16 protein-coding genes and 1 pseudogene are annotated in these 17,855 nt (G+C 72.9%); 8 read left to right on the top strand and 9 right to left on the bottom strand.

Features of this window, described 5'->3' with window-relative positions; translation table 11 throughout:
* Positions 1 to 71 precede the first annotated feature (71 nt).
* From ABD329_RS39915 to ABD329_RS39905, 3 genes are all read right to left on the bottom strand, one after another.
* Complete coding sequence (locus ABD329_RS39915) at positions 72 to 848, bottom strand: VOC family protein (protein ID WP_198278262.1); 777 nt, start codon at positions 846 to 848, stop codon at positions 72 to 74.
* Positions 849 to 921: 73 nt separating this feature from the next.
* Positions 922 to 2,109, bottom strand: a complete 1,188-nt coding sequence (locus ABD329_RS39910) for an FUSC family protein (RefSeq protein WP_246618605.1) — start codon at positions 2,107 to 2,109, stop codon at positions 922 to 924.
* 109 nt (positions 2,110 to 2,218) lie between these two features.
* Positions 2,219 to 3,085, bottom strand: a complete 867-nt coding sequence (locus ABD329_RS39905) for an EamA family transporter (protein WP_198278261.1) — start codon at positions 3,083 to 3,085, stop codon at positions 2,219 to 2,221.
* Between the two features lie 107 nt (positions 3,086 to 3,192).
* On the opposite strand from ABD329_RS39905, the gene ABD329_RS39900 reads away from it, so the two are divergent.
* Positions 3,193 to 3,765: a helix-turn-helix domain-containing protein gene (locus ABD329_RS39900; protein ID WP_198278260.1), complete on the top strand. Its 573-nt coding sequence runs from the start codon at positions 3,193 to 3,195 to the stop codon at positions 3,763 to 3,765.
* Positions 3,766 to 3,814: 49 nt separating this feature from the next.
* On the top strand, positions 3,815 to 4,369 hold the full coding sequence (locus tag ABD329_RS39895) for a YbaK/EbsC family protein (RefSeq protein WP_198278259.1): 555 nt from the start codon (positions 3,815 to 3,817) through the stop codon (positions 4,367 to 4,369).
* A 15-nt stretch (positions 4,370 to 4,384) separates the two neighbouring features.
* Here the strand turns inward: ABD329_RS39895 and ABD329_RS39890 are convergent, their stop codons facing one another.
* Both ABD329_RS39890 and ABD329_RS39885 read right to left on the bottom strand, forming a co-directional pair.
* Positions 4,385 to 4,792, bottom strand: coding sequence for a CoA-binding protein (locus ABD329_RS39890; RefSeq protein ID WP_198278258.1), 408 nt, complete (start codon positions 4,790 to 4,792; stop codon positions 4,385 to 4,387).
* A gap of 176 nt (positions 4,793 to 4,968) precedes the next feature.
* Positions 4,969 to 5,139 (bottom strand): annotated as a pseudogene (locus ABD329_RS39885) (DNA-binding response regulator); the annotation flags it as partial.
* 196 nt (positions 5,140 to 5,335) lie between these two features.
* Between ABD329_RS39885 and ABD329_RS39880 the strand changes: the two are divergent.
* Positions 5,336 to 5,668 (top strand): plasmid stabilization protein, encoded by a 333-nt coding sequence (locus ABD329_RS39880; RefSeq protein ID WP_198278257.1) that lies wholly within the window; start codon positions 5,336 to 5,338, stop codon positions 5,666 to 5,668.
* A 164-nt stretch (positions 5,669 to 5,832) separates the two neighbouring features.
* On the top strand, positions 5,833 to 6,318 hold the full coding sequence (locus tag ABD329_RS39875) for a DUF6098 family protein (RefSeq protein WP_344317688.1): 486 nt from the start codon (positions 5,833 to 5,835) through the stop codon (positions 6,316 to 6,318).
* A 64-nt stretch (positions 6,319 to 6,382) separates the two neighbouring features.
* On the opposite strand, the gene ABD329_RS39870 is transcribed toward ABD329_RS39875, so the two are convergent.
* Together ABD329_RS39870 and ABD329_RS39865 are read right to left on the bottom strand one after the other, a co-directional pair.
* On the bottom strand, positions 6,383 to 6,967 hold the full coding sequence (locus ABD329_RS39870) for a hemerythrin domain-containing protein (RefSeq protein WP_309142919.1): 585 nt from the start codon (positions 6,965 to 6,967) through the stop codon (positions 6,383 to 6,385).
* 31 nt (positions 6,968 to 6,998) lie between these two features.
* Positions 6,999 to 8,201, bottom strand: a complete 1,203-nt coding sequence (locus tag ABD329_RS39865; protein ID WP_198281267.1) for a hypothetical protein — start codon at positions 8,199 to 8,201, stop codon at positions 6,999 to 7,001.
* Between the two features lie 180 nt (positions 8,202 to 8,381).
* On the opposite strand from ABD329_RS39865, the gene ABD329_RS39860 reads away from it, so the two are divergent.
* Positions 8,382 to 9,008, top strand: a complete 627-nt coding sequence (locus ABD329_RS39860) for a YigZ family protein (RefSeq protein WP_137981211.1) — start codon at positions 8,382 to 8,384, stop codon at positions 9,006 to 9,008.
* A gap of 37 nt (positions 9,009 to 9,045) precedes the next feature.
* Here ABD329_RS39860 and ABD329_RS39855 read toward each other — a convergent pair whose 3' ends face one another.
* Together ABD329_RS39855 and ABD329_RS39850 are read right to left on the bottom strand one after the other, a co-directional pair.
* Positions 9,046 to 10,575, bottom strand: coding sequence for a sensor histidine kinase (locus ABD329_RS39855; protein WP_198281266.1), 1,530 nt, complete (start codon positions 10,573 to 10,575; stop codon positions 9,046 to 9,048).
* Entirely contained in the window at positions 10,572 to 11,417 is an 846-nt protein-coding gene (locus ABD329_RS39850) for a response regulator transcription factor (protein ID WP_344317686.1), read from the bottom strand. The genes ABD329_RS39855 and ABD329_RS39850 overlap by 4 nt, the downstream gene beginning before the upstream one ends.
* Positions 11,418 to 11,731: 314 nt before the next feature.
* Between ABD329_RS39850 and ABD329_RS39845 the strand changes: the two genes are divergently transcribed.
* The 3 genes from ABD329_RS39845 to ABD329_RS39835 all read left to right on the top strand — a co-directional run.
* Positions 11,732 to 13,630 (top strand): SulP family inorganic anion transporter, encoded by a 1,899-nt coding sequence (locus ABD329_RS39845; protein ID WP_198281156.1) that lies wholly within the window; start codon positions 11,732 to 11,734, stop codon positions 13,628 to 13,630.
* A gap of 136 nt (positions 13,631 to 13,766) precedes the next feature.
* Complete coding sequence (locus ABD329_RS39840) at positions 13,767 to 15,026, top strand: exonuclease SbcCD subunit D (RefSeq protein WP_309142917.1); 1,260 nt, start codon at positions 13,767 to 13,769, stop codon at positions 15,024 to 15,026.
* Positions 15,023 to 17,855: AAA family ATPase (locus ABD329_RS39835; protein WP_344317685.1), on the top strand; the 2,833-nt coding region annotated here is incomplete at its 3' end. The genes ABD329_RS39840 and ABD329_RS39835, both read left to right, overlap by 4 nt.

Here is a 17,855-nt window from a genome sequence, read left to right as displayed (position 1 = left end):
TCATCACGCACCGGCGTCGTCTTTCCGCCATCTCGCCGAGCCGGACCGGGGTGCCGGGGCGGGCCGTCCGCTCAGGCGGTGGTGACGGTGAACAGCCCCCCGTCGGGGTCGCACAGGATCGCCTGACGGCCCGTGGGAGAGGCGTCCGGCGGGAGGGCGACCGTGCCACCGGCGGCGCGGGCCGCCGCCACGGCGGCCGTCACGTCGGGGACGCGGAAGTGGACGTACCAGCGCGGCCTTACCCGGGGGTCGGGTGCCTGCTCGACGGCGCCGCCGTGGACCACCGCCAGCTTGCGGCCCTCCTCGCGCACGATCACCTCGTCGTTCTCGTACTCCACGGAGCAGTTGCCCTCCGGTGACGCCCAGCCGAAGACCTCGCCGTAGAAGAGGGCGGCCGCGAACGCGTCCCGGGTCCGCAGCTCCAGCCAGGCCGGGGCGCCCTCCACCGGACCCGACGGCCAGCCGGGCAGCGCCTCTCCCGCCCAGAAGCCGAAGACGGCGCCGTCGGGGTCGGCGGCCAGTGCGGCGCGGCGGCCGGTGCCGAACGGGAGCGGGCCGACGCCGACGGTGCCGCCCCGCTCACGGATGTGTGCCGCGGTGTCGTCCGCGTCCGCCACGGCGAAGAACGGTGTCCAGGCGACCGCGCCCCTGAGGCTGTCCGCGAGTGCCCCGACCCCGGCCACCGGTGCCCCGCCGAACAGCGCCGTACGGAACTCCTCACCCATCCCGGTGGGCCGCCAGGTCCACCCGAGCACCGCGGTGTAGAACTCCTGCGCCGCCCGGAGGCTGGGGGCGGCGAGACTCACCCAGCAGGGGAATCCCGGCCGTGTCTGGCCGATCGGCTTCATGGGCACCACTCCTCACAACTCCGCCCCGACACCACCGCGGGGGACTGCACCGATGTACCCCGACGACCGGGTGCTATGCCCCGTCAGTGGCGCGGGGCCAGGTGTCCGGGGCGATGTGATGCCAGATGTTCTGGGCCTGCACCAGCAGGGTGCCCAGGACGGCGGTGGTGGCGGTGGAGACGCTGTGCTGATCGCAGAGGACCTTGTGCAGGGCGTCGTGGCGCCGTTCGACGGAGTCCAGCGCCTCCTCCAGCCGGGCGTGCGCGTCCTCGTCGTCAGGGGCGGACGGCAGACAGATCAGATCGGCCCGGGCCGCGCACGCGGCCGCCAGGTCGCACAGGAGCAGGCCGTAGTCGCCGAGCGCCCGCTGGTCGGGGGAGGGGATGGTGCGGTTCTCGTCGACGATGTCGATCATGGTGTTGGCGATCCCGCCGATCTGGGCGGCGATCGCTCCCCACCGCTGGTCCTCACTCTCATCGGGAAGCGGCGGCAGCCTTTTGCGCGATTTCCACGGCAGCCGGGGATTCAGCCTGAGGCTCTCATGGCTCCACAGCCGAGCGGATCGCAGGCTTGCCTGCCGCTGCTGGAGGCGATCGGACAGCTGCCGCCAGTCGGTGGCGGTCTCCTCCGACCAGTCGTTATGGGCCAGTCCCTCGGCCATGCCCGCGAGGGCGCCCTCAGCACCGCGCGCGAGGCTGCTGAGGTTCTCCCGCACATTCCGCAGATGGACCGGCGGGACGATCAGCGCGTTGACGGCGATGCCGATCGCGGCGCCCAGCAGGGCCTGTAGCAGCCGGTGGGAGACGGTGAGGCTGGACACGGGGCCGGAGGTGAGGGTGAACAGCGCGGTGGTGGGGCCGTAGATGCCCTGGTCGCCGAGGCGGGGCCAGTTGCTGAGCAGCATCACGACGGGCAGGACCAGGGCCACCGAGATCAGGATGTTCCCGGTCAGGGCCTCGGCCCCCGCCGCCAGCAGCGTGCCCACGGCGATGGCCACCAGCTGCTGCAACCCCTTGAACAGCGAGCGGTAGACGGTGGCCTGGACCAGGACCACCGCCACCCACGGCGCCATCAGCGCCACCGGGTCCTTGAGCCACCACCCCGAGACCGCCCAGGCGAGCGTGGCCGCCCCGGCCGCCTTCAGCGACTGCACGAGCAGGTCCCGCTCCCGCCCGGGCCCCTGCCACGCCCGCGCCGCGGCATCCACGATCCCCCGGGCCTCGGCCCGCACCATGTACAGCTTCTCGTATCCGTGCCCCATGGCGTAGTGGGTTCCTGGAGCACATCGGCTTATGCATGGCTTTACGCACGCCGGCTTGCGACGCAGGGCCGCTCGCGCAGGGCCGGGTGGGCGCCGGGCCGCGGTCCGCTCAGCCCGTGGCCAGCAGCAGCGTGCCCACCAGGGCGAGCCCGGCGCCCGTGGCCTGGACCACCCGCAGCCGCTCGCCGAGCAGCCCGCGGGCCGCGAGGGCGGTCACCACGGGGTAGAGGGAGGCGAGCACCGCGGCGACGGTGACCGGGCCGTGGTGCGCGGCGAGGTTGTACGTGCCGTTCGCCGCCACGTCGGCGAGGCCCACGAAGGCGAGCGAGGGCAGCGACGCCCGCACCACGCCCATCCCGCCCTCGGGCAGCCCGGGGTTGCCGCGCCGCACGGAGACCAGCAGCGCGCCGCCGCCGACCGCCACATTGCACACCCGCTGCACGAACAGCGCGAGGAACAGCCCGGTCAGCGTGTGCGACGCCTCGGCGATCAGCGCCATCACCGAGCCGAAGCCCAGCGCGGCCACCAGGGTGAGCAGCAGCGTCTGCCGCTGGACGGGCGCCCCGCCGGTCTGCGGACCGCTCGCCAGGACCACGCCCGCGACCGCCACCACGACCCCCGAGACCTGGAGCAGCCCGGGCCGCTCGCCGAGCACCAGCGCGACACCGAGCGGCACGATGACCCCGCCGAGCGCGCCGAGCGGGGAGACGACGCCCATCGGGCCGAGCGCGAGGGCCCGGTAGAAGCACAGCATCGCGGCCGGGCCGACCACACCTGCCGCCGCGGCGAACCACAGCTGCGGGCCCGCCTCGGACCATCCGCCGGTGGCGACCACGATGGCGCCGAGGACGGTGACCGCGATGATCTGGGAGACGACGACCACGGTGAGCGCGGGTGTGCGCCGGGTGAGCAACCCTCCGCCGAAGTCGGCCAGCCCCCAGAGCAGGCTGGTGGCAAGAGCGAAGAGTGCGGACATGGGGGAACCTCGCCGTACAGTGTGGTGGACGTGGGAGTACAGCCCACAGTAGTTCACTGTACTCGACTACGCCATTCACTATTTTGGACGGATGGACGGACCGGAACGTGACGGACCTCGACCAGCTCACGCAGTCGCTCGCCCGCAACCTCAAACGCTGGCGCAATGAACGCGGCTTCACCCTCGACGCCTTGGCGGCCCGCGCCGGGGTCAGCCGGGGCATGATCATCCAGATTGAGCAGGCCCGTACGAATCCGAGCGTGGGCACCACCGTCAAGCTCGCCGACGCGCTCGGCGTGAGCATCACCACACTGCTCGACTACGAGCAGGGGCCCCGGGTGACCTTCGTCCCGCCCGACCAGGCGGTGCGGATGTGGTCCACCGAGGCGGGCAGCTACACCGCGTTGCTCGTCGGCACCGAGGCGGACGGCCCGCTGGAGATGTGGGAATGGCGGCTGATGCCCGGCGACGAGAGCAGCTCCGATCCGCATCCCTCCGGCACGGTCGAGCTGATCCATGTGACGGCGGGCGAGCTCACCCTGGTGATCGGCGGTGAGTCCCACACCGCCCCGGTCGGCACCTCGGTGGCGTTCGAGGCGAACACCCCGCACACCTACCGCAACGACGGGACGGCGCCGGTGGAGATGACCATGGCGGTGTCGGTGCCACCCGCGCGCTGAGGCCGCCGGGTCCGGCCCTCGTGCCCGCTCCGACTGCTAGTTTGGCGGCATGAGTACGCCGATGGATGCCTTCGACGAGGTCCGTCCCGCCGTCGAGTGCCTGGACCTGCTGACCGCTCCCGTCGCCGAGGCGCTGCGCGACTGGCGCGGCTCGGAGCCGGTGGAGCAGGTGCTGTTCGTGGACACGGACCCGGACAAGGCCGACACCGCCGTGCTCGTCGAGAACTACGGCTCCTGGCTGCTGGAGCTGTCCGCCAACTGCGTGGTGGTCGCGGGCAAGCGGGGTGGCGAGACCACCCTGGCCGCGTGCCTGGTCCTGGCCCACACCCGCGCGGACGTCAACGGCGTGGTGCGCCGCCACCTCGGCGCCCGCAAGGCCTCGTTCGCCCCGATCGACACGGCCACGGGCGAGAGCGGCATGGAGTTCGGCGGCATCACCCCGATCGGACTCCCCGCCGACTGGCCGCTCCTGCTGGACGCCGCCGTGGCCGACATCCCGTACGCCCTCATCGGCAGCGGCAGCCGACGCGGCAAGCTCATCGTGCCGGGCAAGCTGCTCGCGGGGCTGCCGGGCGCGGTGGTCCTGGAGGGCCTGGGCGCCTGACGCCGCCCGAGGAGCTCAGCCCAGCCGGGGGATCTCGATGGCCGGGCAGCGGTCCATCACCATGGCCAGACCGGCGGCGCGGGTGCGGTCGTACGCTTCCGGGTCGATGACGCCGAGCTGGAACCAGACCGCCTTGGCGCCGATGGTGACGGCCTCGTCGGCGACCGGGCCCGCCAGGTCGCTGTTGACGAAGACATCGACCACGTCGACCGGGAACGGGATCTCGGCGAGCGAACCGTAGCCGCGCTCGCCGTGCACCGTCTCGGCCTTCGGGTGCACGGGCACGATGCGCTTGCCGAAGCGCTGGAGGACATCGGCGACGCCGTACGCCGCACGCCGCTGATTCGTCGACAGGCCCACGATGGCCCAGGTGTCGCCCAGCTCCGTGAGGATCGTGCGGACCGTCGCCGGGTCGCCGTACATGCCTGCCTCCTGTGGTCGCGGTGCCGTCCCCTCGCACCAGAACGGGCCGGGTGCCCCGGAGATTCCCCGGGGCGCGCCGGGGTGTCAACCCCGACGGTGGTCAGGGGTCTGACCTCGCCGATTGCCAGAGGTGGCGGGCCGTCGCCGTTTCTACGGTCACTGGCCATGGAATCGTCGACCCGCGCGCGGGCGGCGGTACGGCGGTCGGCCAGGGTTCCCGCGCCGCCGGACGCCAGATGGGCCACGACACGGGCCGCGACCTTCGGTGACAGATAGGCGGCGCCGTCGGCCACCGCGCGCACCCCCGCGATCAGCTCCTCCGGTTCACGGGACGTGAGGAGGTGACCTTACGAAGCCGGGGGACCGGCGGACACTGCCGAAAGACCAATCCCGCGCATCGCGCACATCGCACGGCATCCGGCCGACGCCCAGGAGACGCATGCTGGTTATAGGGGAGGGAGCGGGGGGAACCCGACTCCTGCGGTCGGCGATCACCACCGCCGACCGCCACCGACCGAGGGGGTGGAAGGAGAGGAAGACACCATGCCCGCAGGATCCAGCCGTAAGCGTGAACGGCAGTACGAGCACATCAAGGAAGGCGCCGAGCAGCGTGGCGCGTCCACCGGCCGGGCGAAGGAAATGGCCGCCCGTACGGTCAACAAGGAGCGTGCCCGTTCGGGCGAGTCCCGGGCCGCCAGCAAGACCTCGACCCGGGACCCGAAGTCCGCGCCGCAGCGCGGCGGCCAGCGCTCCGGCAACCGGACGGGTCCCAAGGGCCCGACGCGCGACCAGCTGTACAACGAGGCCAAGCAGCGCGGCATCGAGGGCCGCTCCAACATGACCAAGGACCAGCTGGCCAAGGCCCTGGGCCGCTGACCCGGACGCCGTGGCACTTCCCGTGGGGCGCCGCCCTTCCCGCCGATCAGCGGGCCGGGCGGCGTCCGTGCGGTCGGGGGAGGGCGGCGGATCGGCGACCTCCGTGCGGCCGGGGCAGGGGGCGGCGGATTGGCGGCGTCGGCCACGGGTACTCAAGGGCGATCATGCCAGGCACCACACTCCCCACCTACACCGCTCTGCACCAGCTCGTGGAGTTGATCGAGCAGGGCCAACCGGTCTTCGTCCGCTGGTCCCGAGGGCCCGAGGCGGACCTGGAAGGCAGCGCGGTCAGCCGGGACGGGCTCACCGGCATGAAGATGCCGGGCCTGTCGGCCAACCCCATGGTCTTCGAGGAGTGGGCGAAGGATCTGCCCACGACCGTCTGGGTCGCCCGGAGGCTGTGCGACTACCTTCACCTCCGGGACGACGACCAGGGCTCCGCCGACGTCCGCCCCTGGGTGCTCAAGGGGGAGGAGACCGGCCGGGGGCCGGACAACGAACCCCTGGTCCGCGATGTGGAGCCCGTCGCCTGGATCGCCGAGAGCGTGATCGCCGAAGCCGAGGACGTGGTGGGGCGCCAGCGGGGCGCGTGGGGGCCCCTGCACCGACCGGCCCGATTCGGCCGTGGCGGAAGCGGTGAAAGTGGCTGAAGTGGCGGGAAAGGCTGAAGTGGCGGAAAGGGCTGAAGTGGCGGAAAGGGCTGACCGGGCGCGGTCAGCCGTCCTTCCCCATCGCCTTGCGGACCGTGTCACGGGTGCGGTCGACGGTGGCCGCCATCGGCCCGAGCGCGATGTTTTTCGCCGCCGTTTCCACACCCGGGTGCGGACGGGTCGGGGCCACGGCCTCGGCCGCCCTGACCGCCTTGGCCATCGCGGCGAGCTGCCCGGGGTCGGTGCGCCGCCGCAGCTGGATGAACTCGTAGCGCTCCTCGGCCCGTGCGTGCGCCATGACCTCGGTGCGCAGCTCCATGAGCAGCGGCAGGAACCCGGCGTCGGCGGGGTCCATGCCGTCGAGCCTGCTGAGCTTCTCCTTGGCCTGCCTCTCCTCCCGCAGGCGGTCCTCCACCACCCCCTCGCCGCCGTCGAAGGACCGCCGCGCCACCGGGTGGACGACCTCCTCCTCCGCTGTCTCATGGACGGCCAACAGCCGGACGAGCCTGCGGAAGGCGTCCCGCCGCTCGTCCCCCGTGGTCCGTTCCACCTCGTCGAAGAGGTTGCGGATATCACCGTGCTGGCGCATCAGCAGCGCCACCACGTCGTCCTCGCCGCCGATGGCGCCGGATCCGGATCGGTCTGCCACGATGTCTGTCCTCCGTAGGGCCGGGAATCGGTCAGTCGCGTGAGCGCAGGGACGGCTCGGGGTGCTCACCCTCGGTCTCCAGCCGGTACTCCCGCCCGAACATGTCGCGGTGCTCCGCCATCACCCGCTCGCTCGGCGGCTGGTCACTGTCGTTGAGCAGTGCCTGCATGGCCTGGAAGCGCTCATGGGCCTCGCGCACATAGCCGGTGCCGAGCGTGGTGAGGTCGATCTGGGTGTCCAGCAGTTCGCGGATGTAGCCCTTGTTGGGCTCGAAGGTGAGCACGTTCGGCAGCTCCGGGGCGACGACCTCCTCCGGCTCGCGGCCGTCGTTGCGGCGCATCAGGTCGCAGGCGATGCGCAGATGCTCCAGCTCCATGTTGAGGTGCAGCTCCCAGATGGACTTCACCTTGGGATCCGACTCCTGCTCCATGAAGGAGTAGTAGAGGTAGCACTCGTTGTACTCGTGGTTGACCAGCTGCTCCCACCAGGTCTCACCCGGGTCGACCAGGGACTCGTAGTGGGTGACGTGCTCCTCCTCGATCAGCCCGATCTCCTGGTAGAGCCGGCGCGCGATCGGCTCCATGTAGGTGGGCCCGACGTTCATGTAGAAGTTCATGGTCTGCTGCTCCGCCGACATGATCGTCAGCGCGTGCAGCTTGGACAGCGGGTCGGTCCGGTTGCGGTCGTAGGGCTCGCGGACGTTGTCCACCGGACTGCGGTGGTGGTACTTCGTCGGGCGGCCCGGCATGATCTCCGTCAGCCCCTGGACGATCTCCTCCGCCTTGCGGTGCTCGATCATCTCGTAGAGGTTGGCGTACCGGTACAGATGGTCGAAGTCCTCCAGCACCCCGAACTGGTACGCCTGTGTGAGGTACGGATCGGGCTCCATCCGTGCCACCCACGCGGTCAGGTCCACCGCCACCTGCTCGTACGCGATCGTGGTCTCCAGCACCGAGGCCACCCCCGGCAGCAGCCAGTTCACCGCCTTCTGCTGCTGCGCCTCGACGGAGCGCGTCTCGGCCAGCTGCCGCTTCACGTCCATGTCCTCGCAGTGGCGGGCCATCTGGTGGCTGAAGAGGATCGCCTCGATCTCGATGCCGTTCATCGTGATGATCCGGCACCGGGTGTACGGGTCGCAGCGGTCCGGATCGACCGGGGAGACGTCCAGCTCACGCCAGGTGCGGGTCTGGCGGTCCAGCGGGATTCCACGCTGCTCCAGCGGGTTGAAGGACATACGGAGCTCCTCTGAGGCGGGAACCAGATCCGTACCCGGGCCTTTGACCCGTTCCGTGCTGGTGGTGGCTTTCCGCCCGATTGGCGGCGCATACGCGTGATCACCGCGGCCACGTACGCGTGACCACCGCCGCCGCGTACGCGTGACCGGCGCGCGGGAGCCGGGACATAGGGTGGCCTGATGCAGGAGCGGTACCGGACGGTCGCGCGCGAAGGCGTGCACGAGATCGAGATCAACCGATCGCGCTTCCTCTGCACGCTCGCGCCCGCCGCGACCGAGCAGGAGGCGCAGGACGTCATCCAGCGGGTCAGGAAGGAGCACCCCACCGCCACCCACAACTGCTTCGCCTATGTCATCGGCGCGGACGGCGGTGTGCAGAAGGCGAGCGACGACGGGGAGCCGGGCGGCACGGCCGGGGTGCCGATGCTGCAAATGCTGCTGCGCCGCGAGATCCGGTACGCGGTGGCCGTCGTGACCCGCTACTACGGGGGCGTGAAGCTGGGCGCGGGCGGTCTGATCCGGGCCTACGGCGGCGCGGTCGGCGAGGCGCTCGACGCACTGGGCACCGTCACCCGGCAGCGGTTCCGGCTGGTGACCGTCACCGTGGACCACCAGCGGGCCGGAAAGCTGGAGAACGATCTGCGGGCGACGGGGCGGGCGGTCCGCGAGGTGCGCTACGCCGAGGCCGTGACGATCGAACTCGGGCTGCCCGACGCGGACGTGGACGCCTTCCGCGACTGGCTGGCGGACACCACCGCCGGCACCGCCGCGCTGGAGCTCGGCGGCGAGGCGTACCAGGACGCGTGAGGACGGCGGACGCGTGAGGACGGCGGATGGCCTGGACCTACGCCGGTGAGCGCACCGAGGGCGGGGACGGAGCGGACTCCGTCGCGCTCCGGTCGCCCCGGGCTCTCCGGGGCAGGCCGATTCTGGACGGGCGGCCCTGGGACGGGCGGCCCTGGGGCGCGCGGGGCGCGGGCCGCAGCCGGATCGCTGCGTCGAGGCCGCCACCGGGCGCCCGGGCCAGCGTGGCCTCCCCTCCGCTCGCATGGGCGAGCCGCTGCACCAGCGACAGCCCCAGACCGGTGCCGCCCTTCGGGGCGTCGGGGGCGCGCCAGAAGCGGTCGAAGGCGCGGCGGCGCTGATCGGCGGTCATACCGGGCCCCTCGTCGATGACATGCAGCTCGATCCAGGGGGGCCGCGCGGGGAGATGGCGGCGGTCGGCGGCCGAACAGCGCAGCACCATGGTGACGGTGGAGCCCAGGGGTGTGGCACGCAGCGCGTTGGAGAGCAGATTGTCCAGGATCTGCTCGATGGCTCCGGGCACCGCGAGCGCCTGGCCGACCCGGTCGCCGAGCAGCGCGAGATGGGCCCCGTGCCGGTCGAAGAGCGGGCTCCAGGTGAGCAGGCGCTCGGCGCACACCTGGTCCAGGTCGACCGGTTCGGGGGTGACGGCGCTCTCCTCCAGCCGTGCCATCGCGAGCAGCCCCTCGACCATCCGGGCCAGCCGGTCGGTCTCGGTTATCGCGGCGTCGAGGCTGTCCCGGGCGTGCCCGCTCATCTCCGCCTCCAGATTGTCCAGCCGCAGCCGCAGCGCCGCGAGCGGCGTCTTGAGCTGGTGGGACGCCTCGGCGGCGAACGCGCGCTGCGAGGCCAGCAGATGCTCCAGCCGGGCGGCGGTCTGGTTGAAGGTGGCGGCGAGGCTGCGCACCTCGGGCGGGCCGGAGGTCACGGGCGCGGGCGTGGTGAACCGGCCGTCGGCCAGGCGGTGCGCGAACCGCTCCAGCTCCAGGATGGGGCGGCTGGCCCAGCGGGCGAAGACCAGCCCCACGGCGGCGACGGCCGTGAGGATCGCGAGCCCGCCCACGGCCAGCAGCAGCCAGGCCCGGTGGACCCGGGCCTCCACCGCGTCGGTGGGCACGGTGAGCCGCACCGCGCCCTGCAACTCGTCGCCGTGGACGACGGGGGCGGCGACCGAGAGATAGCGGACACCGCCGATGGTGGAGGTCCGGACGTCGATCGCGTCCCGGCCGCGCAGCGCGGCGGCGATCTCGGGGCGCGACACCAGGTTCCGAGACTCGGCGGCGGACAGGCGATGCGAGGTCGCCAGCAGCCGGCCGTCGTCGCCGACGATGACCACCCTGCCCCGGATGCGCTCGGCGCAGTGCCGCGCGCGGTGCGGCAGCTCGCGCTGCTCGCGGCCCGCCATGATGGACAGCGAGGCGAACGCGGACACCGACTCGGCCTCGTCCTCCGCCGAGGAGATGATCTGCGCTCGCTCGGCTCGGCCGTAGACATAGCCGAGCGGTATGCCGAGGCTCAGCAGGGTCAGTACGGCGAGGCTCAGATATCCGAGCAGCAGACGTCGGGTCACGGCCGGGCGGCCTCCGGGACCCCCGAAGCGGTCCCCGCCGGGACCCCCGAGTGGACCGCCAGACGGAAGCCGACCCCGCGCAGGGTCTGGATCCAGGCCGGATCGCCCAGCTTGCGGCGCAGAGTGGCGATATGCACGTCCAGGGTCTTGGTCGGCCCGTGGAAGTGGGGGTCCCAGACGCGGTCGAGGATCTGCTGGCGCGAGTACACGGCGCCGGGATCCTCGGTGAGCAGGGCCAGCAGCTCGAACTCCTTGGGGGTGAGGCTGACGGGTGCGCCGCCCACCCACACCTGACGCGTCCGCCGGTCCACGACCAGCGGCTCCTGCTCCCGGGGCGTCGGCTGGGCGGCGGGCGGCTGGGCGGCGGGCGGCTGGGTGACGGACGGCGGTGTGACGGACGGCGGTGCGACGGGCCGCGGGGTGACGGTGGGGTCCGGTGCGACGGCAGCGGCGGGGGCGGCCGGAGCGGAGGGCACCGTGGCGGTGCGCTGGGAGCGCCGGGTCACCGCGCGGATCCGGGCGATCAGCTCACGCATGCTGAACGGCTTCGCCAGGTAGTCGTCCGCGCCCAGCTCCAGCCCCAGGACCCGGTCGGCCTCCTCGCCCCGCGCGGTGAGCATGATGATCGGCACATCGGACAGTTGCCGGATTCCGCGACAGACGTCGATGCCGTCCATGTCCGGCAGCCCCAGGTCGAGCAGAACGATGTCCCCGTACGGCCCCTCCAGCCCAGCTGCCCCCGTGCTGACATGACCCACCGTCAGTCCATACCGCCCCAGTCCCTCGACGAGGGGTTCGGCGATCGTCTCGTCATCCTCGATGAGTAGCGCTCGTACGGTCATGGGGACCTGTGTACCGCAATACCGGAATGGCTTCCTGGTTTTTGTAATGTTGCGAGCGCGGAACCGAATATTGGAGAAGAACTTGTCATGCTCTAGTGTTCGTTTAGCCTTCGCCTGGTACGGCTCTCCCTACGGTGATTCGCATCTGGTCCAACCACCCGTCAGGGAGGCACGATGAGGGCTCCGTGCGAATACCGGAAACTGGCCGACGGGCGATTTCCCGAATTCCGGCCGCGCGACGTGGTCAAGGAACTCGATCTCGATAATGATCTCGATCTCGTTCTCGATAACGACGGTGACGTCCGGGCGTACTCATGACGAGCGGACGACATGCCCGTGGCCGGATTCAGCCGGTCTCATCGCCGTCGTACGACATCGACGAGGTGTTCCCGCCGAAAGCGGCGCACGACCCTCAGTCGACGCAGCGGATGCCGACATATGCGCCCGCCGCTGGAACGGTAGGAGAAACGGCCGAGGCTCCTGGCTTCCATAAGGCCGACGAAAAGGGCAAGGCTGGGGGAGAGCTCGGCGGGATCGTCCAGGGCGCCGAGCTCGGCACCGAGATCACCGCCTCGCTTGTCGTCTTCCTCGTGGCCCTCCCCCTGTGCATCGGTGTCGCCGTCGCCTCCGGTACCCCGGCCGAACTCGGCATCATCACCGGTGTCGTCGGCGGCCTCGTGGTCGGTTTGACCCGGGGCAGCACCCTCCAGGTCAGCGGGCCCGCCGCCGGGCTCACGGCGCTCGTCGCGGAGACCGTCGAGGCCCATGGCATCGCCATGCTCGGGGTGATCGTGCTGATGTCCGGACTGCTCCAGATCGGCCTGGGGATGATCCGGCTGGGCCGTATGTTCCAGGCCATCTCCATCGCCGTCGTCCAGGGCATGCTCGCCGGCATCGGGCTGCCGCTGATGTTCAGCCAGTCCTATCCGCTGGCCGATGCGACGGCCCCCGGCACGGCCATCGAGAACATCCTCGGCTTCCCCGCGCATGTCCTCGCCACCTTCGCGAGCGGGCAGACGGCGATCGCCGCGCTGCTCGGCATCGCCACGGTCGTCCTCAGCTTCGTCTGGAAGAAGGTGCCGGGGCCGGTCAGCAGGATTCCCGCCGCGCTGGTCGCCGTCGCCATCGGCATCGTGGTCGCCGCGTTGCCCGGTGTGGAGGTGAAGACCCTTCAGGTGGGCGATCTGCTGTCCGCCGTCCAGGTGCCAGGGCTGGAGCAGTTCGCGGGGCTTGCCGATCCGGCGGTGCTCACCGCCGTCCTCACCTTCACCGTCATCGCCTCGGCGGAGAGCCTGTTCACGGCCGCCGCCGTGGACCGGATGCACGACGGTCCGCGCACCCGCTACAACACCGAGCTGATCGCCCAGGGCGCGGGCAACACCGTCTGCGGCATCCTCGGCGCGCTGCCCATGACCGCCGTCGTCGCCCGCAGCTCGGCCAATGTGCAGGCCGGGGCCAGGACCCGGCTCTCCCGCACCCTGCACGGCCTGTGGCTGCTGGCCTTCGCGCTGCTGCTGCCGAGCGTTCTCGCCCTGATCCCGATCTCGGTGCTGGCGGGTGTGCTGGTGCACAGCGGCTGGAAGCTGCTCGCGCCCGAGCAGTTCCCGAAGATGTGGCGCCAGGACCGCGGTGAGTTCGTGGTGATGGCCATCACCACGGGCACGATCGTCGCCACCGCGCTGCTGGAGGGGGTGCTGGTCGGGCTCGCGGCGGGGATCGTCCTGGCGGCGCTGCGGATGTCGCGGACCTCCGTCGAGCACCGGACCGAGGGCGACACCGCGAAGCTGGTCATGACCGGCAACGCCACGTTTCTGCGGCTGCCCAAGGTGATCGACGCGCTGGAGGCGGTGGGGTCGGCGGGGACACCGCGGATCCGGCTGGACCTGATGGGGGTGACCCATCTGGACCACGCCTGCCGCAGCCAGATCGAGGAGTTCGCGGCGCAGAAGCGGGCGTCGGGCGCCGTACGGGTGGAATTGCTGCTGCCCGATCTTCCGGGGCCGGGGCGGAAGTCCGGCCCCGCGCCCTCACCCGTGTCCCCGTCATGGCCGCCGCCACAGCCGCATGAGCGGTCGTCGTCCGGTGCGCTGTACGACGCGTTCTACGGCCCGTCGCAGCCGGGCCCGTCCGCGGAGTGGTACTACCTCGACACCCGCCCCTTCGAAGGTCTCCAGGACTCCGAGGACGCGCGGTGGAGGGACCACCACGGCTAGGGAAATACGAGGTCCGTGCGAGACCGGGCACCGATCGCGGCTAACGTGGTCGGTGCCCGCACCGCGTGCTCGCCGCGGGTGTGATGCTGGCCACCGGGGTGGAAGGAAGGACAGAAGTGCAGGTCGGAGACCACTTGTGAGAATTCTGCACACCTCCGACTGGCACCTCGGACGCTCCTTTCACCGGGTCAGCCTCCTTGCCGCGCAGCGGGAGTTCATCGACCACCTCGTCACCACCGTGCGCGAGCGGAGCATCGACGCGGTGGCCGTCGCGGGCGACATCTACGACCGCGCGGTGCCGCCGCTCGCCGCCGTCGAGCTCTTCGACGACGCCCTGCACCGGCTCGCGGACCTCGGGGTGCCGACGGTCATGATCTCCGGCAACCACGACTCGGCCCGCCGTCTCGGCGTCGGCGCCGGGCTGATCGACCGGGCCGGGATCCATCTGCGTACCGACCCCGCCGGCTGCGGCACGCCCGTCGTCCTCTCCGACCACGGCGGCGAGGTGGCCTTCTACGGTCTGCCGTATCTCGAACCCGGCCTGGTGCGGGAGGAGTTGGGCGCCCCGGCGGCCGGGCATACGGCGGTGCTGGGCGCCGCCATGGACCGGGTGCGCGCCGACCTCGCCACCCGGCCGCCCGGCACCCGCTCCGTCGTCCTCGCGCACGCCTTCGTCACCGGTGGCGCGGTCAGCGACAGCGAGCGGGACATCACGGTCGGCGGCGTCGCCTCCGTACCCGCCGAGGTCTTCGACGGCGTCGACTACGCGGCACTCGGCCATCTGCACGGCTGCCAGACCATCACCGAGCGCATCCGCTACTCGGGCTCCCCGCTCGCGTACTCCTTCTCCGAGGCCGCGCACCGCAAGTCCATGTGGCTGGTGGAGCTGGGAGCGGCGGGTGAGGCGCCGTCGTGCGAACGGGTGGAGTGCCCGGTGCCCCGGCCGCTGGCCCGGATCCGCGGCCGGATCGAGGAGTTGCTCGCCGATCCGGACCTCGAACGCCACGAGGAGGCGTGGGTCGAGGCCACGCTGACCGACGCGGTGCGCCCGCATGAGCCGATGGCCCGGCTGGCGCGGCGCTTCCCCCATGTGCTCACGCTGGTCTTCGACCCCGAGCGGCCCCCCGAGGATCCGCTCGCCTCGTACGCACAGCGGCTGCGCGGCCGCTCGGACCGGCAGATCGCCGAGGACTTCGTGGCCCATGTGCGGGGCGGCCGCGGCCCGGACGAGAGGGAGCGCGCGCTGCTCGGGGACGCGCTGGAGGCGGTACGGAGCGAGGCGCACGAGGGTGTCGTCGCGGGCGAGGGTGTCGTGCCGGGCGAGGATGTCGCGCCGGTCGGGGAGAACGGCGCGGGGGCGGCCGTAGGGGCCGTCGCGGGGGAGGCGGAGCGATGAGGCTGCACCGGCTCGCCGTCACGGCCTTCGGGCCGTTCGGCGCCACCCAGGAGATCGACTTCGATGAGCTGTCCGCCGCCGGGCTCTTCCTGCTGCACGGGCCGACCGGCGCCGGTAAGACGTCCGTCCTGGACGCGGTCTGCTACGCGCTGTACGGCCAGGTGCCCGGCGCCCGCCAGGGCAGCGGGCTCTCGCTGCGCAGCGACCACGCCGAACCGCTGACCCCGACCGAGGTCGTTCTCGAATGCACCGTCGGGGAGCGGCGCCTGGAGATCACCCGGCGCCCCGAACAGCCGCGCCCCAAGAAACGGGGCACGGGGATGACGCGGGAGAAGGCGCAGACCCTGCTCCGCGAGTACGTTCCGCCGACATCCTCGACCGGCGCTGGGGCGGGGAAGTGGAAGGACCTCAGCCGCTCGCACCAGGAGATCGGCGAGGAGATCGCGCAGCTGCTCGGCATGAGCCGGGAGCAGTTCTGCCAGGTGGTGCTGTTGCCGCAGGGCGACTTCGCCCGCTTTCTGCGCGCGGACGAGCTGGCGCGCGGCAAGCTGCTGGGCAAGCTGTTCGACACCGGCCGCTTCGCCGCCGTCGAGGAACGGCTGGCGGAGCAGCGGCGGGCGGCGGAGAAGCGGGTCGCGGCCGGGGACGAGCGGCTGCTCGCGCTCGCCCACCGCATGGCACAGGCGGCGGGCCGCACCACGGAGCTGGACGGCCACCCGCTGCCCGAACTGACCCCCGGTGAGCCGGGGCTGGCCGACGCGGTCCTGGAGTGGGCCGCCGTCGCGCGCGCGGGCGCGCGCGAACGGCTGGACATCGCGCTGTCCGCCGTACGAGCGGCCGAGGCGGCCCATGACGCCGCCCAGCGGACCGCCGAAGCGACCCGCGAACGGGCCGAGCTCCAGCGCCGCCACACCGAGGCCCGCCGCCGGGCGGACGACCTCGAACGGCAGCGACCCGACCATGACCGCCTGCGCGAGCTGCTGGAGCGCGCCCGCGCCGCCGACGCGGTGGTCCCCGCACTCGACCTCCGCACCGCCGCCGCCCGCGACCACGACGCCGCCGAATCCACCGAACGCCAGGCCCGCACCCGCCTGTCCGCCGAACCCGGTCTGACGGCCATGACCCTCGAGCCGACCCCGGACATCCCCGACCAACGCACACCTCCCGGCCCGGCCGCACCGCCCGACGCACCCCTGCCCGCACAGGCCACCGGGTCCCCGGAGGAGCCCGCCCCGCCGCATGCGGTCGGGGAAGGCGCGTGGGCCGGGTCGGCCCCCGACGAGGACACCGCGGATGACGCGCCGCGCCGGGCGCCGTCCGGCGAAGCGGGGACGTCGGCCTCCGGCGAAGCGGGGACGTCGGCCTCCGGCGAAGTGGGGACATTGGCCTCCGGCGAACCCGGCCCGCGGGGGCGCCCCATGGCGCACGCGGTCGGGGAGGGCGGTACCGGAACGGGGGCGCCGGGCCCGGACGCGTCCGTTCGGGGGGAGGGCGCCGCCGGGGGCGGGTCGTCGCAGGTGCCGGGGGCCGTCCCCGCCGCGGGTGTGGGCGCGTCTGTTGCGTGCGCCACCGGCCGGGTCCCGGCCGTCGAGAACGGTGCGGCAGGTGGGAAGGCCGGTTCCGGGGCAGGCGCGGGCCGGGCCTCGTCCGGCGACGCTGCCGCCTCGGGTGGGCCCGGGGCGCCGGAGCGCGGAGTGTCGCAGGCGGGGCCTTCCCACGACGAGGCCGCCGCCGCGGGGGCACGGGGCGCGGGCGTGAAGTGTCCCGACGCGGCGAGGGAGGCCGCGCCCCGAGTGAGTCGTGGCGATGCGGCGGCGGGCGCGGCCTGTGGCGGTGACGGGCCGTATGGCGAGCGGGACGCCGGTTGGCAGGGAGCGGGTGCGACGGCCGTGGTGCTCGCCGAGGCCGATGCCGCATGGCTGGGGCGGGCCGAGCGGCGGGTGCGGGAGGAATTGGGGGCGTTGGGTGCCGCGCGGCGGGGGGAGGTTCGGGCGGAGGATGTCCGCCGTGAGATCGCCGCGCTCGATCGGGAGGCTCGCGCCGACGAAGAGGCGGTCCAGGAGGCCGCCGAGTGGCTCGCCGGGTGGGAGGAGACCCACCGGGCGCATCAGCGGCGGGTCGAGGCCGACAAGGAGGCCGTGGCCCGGGCCGAGCAGCTCGGCGGGCGGATCGAGCCCGCCGAGCGGCGGCTGGCGGCCGCCCGGCGGCGGGACCGGCTCGCCGGGCAGGAGGGGCAGGCGCGGGAGGAGTTGCTGCGGGCGCGGGAAGGGGCCGCCGCCGCGCGGCAGAACTGGCTCGACCTCAAAGAGGCCCGGCTGCGCGGCATCGCGGCCGAGCTCGCGGCCGGGCTGCGCGCCGGAGAGCCCTGCGCGGTGTGCGGGGCGACCGAGCACCCGAGCCCGGCCCGGCCCGGGGCCGGACATGTGGACCGTACGGCGGAGGAGGCCGCGCTGGCGGACTACCAGCGCGCCGAGGAGGTCCGCGCGGAGGCCGAGCGGGCGCGGATCGCGCTGCGGGAGGCCCGCGCGGGCGCCGAGGCCACGGCGGAGGGCGAGGACGCGGCCGAACTCGACCGGGCCCTGGCCGAGTTGCGCACCGCCTACGCCGAGGCCCGCGACGCGGCAGCCGACGCGCACGCCGCCCGCGAGGCCCTGGACCGGGCCGAGGGCGAGCACACCCGCCGTACGGAACAGCGGCAGGCGGCCGAGCGGCGGGCGGCCGCCCGCACCTCGCACCGCGAGGCCCTGGCCCGGGAGCGGGCCGGACTGCTGGCCGAGCTGGAGCAGGCGCGCGGCGCGGACGCCACGGTCGCGCGGCGGGCGGCGCGGC

The organism is Streptomyces javensis (genome assembly GCF_039525925.1).
Lineage (GTDB): Bacteria > Actinomycetota > Actinomycetes > Streptomycetales > Streptomycetaceae > Streptomyces > Streptomyces asiaticus.
This window is presented reverse-complemented; position numbering and strand designations above follow the sequence as displayed.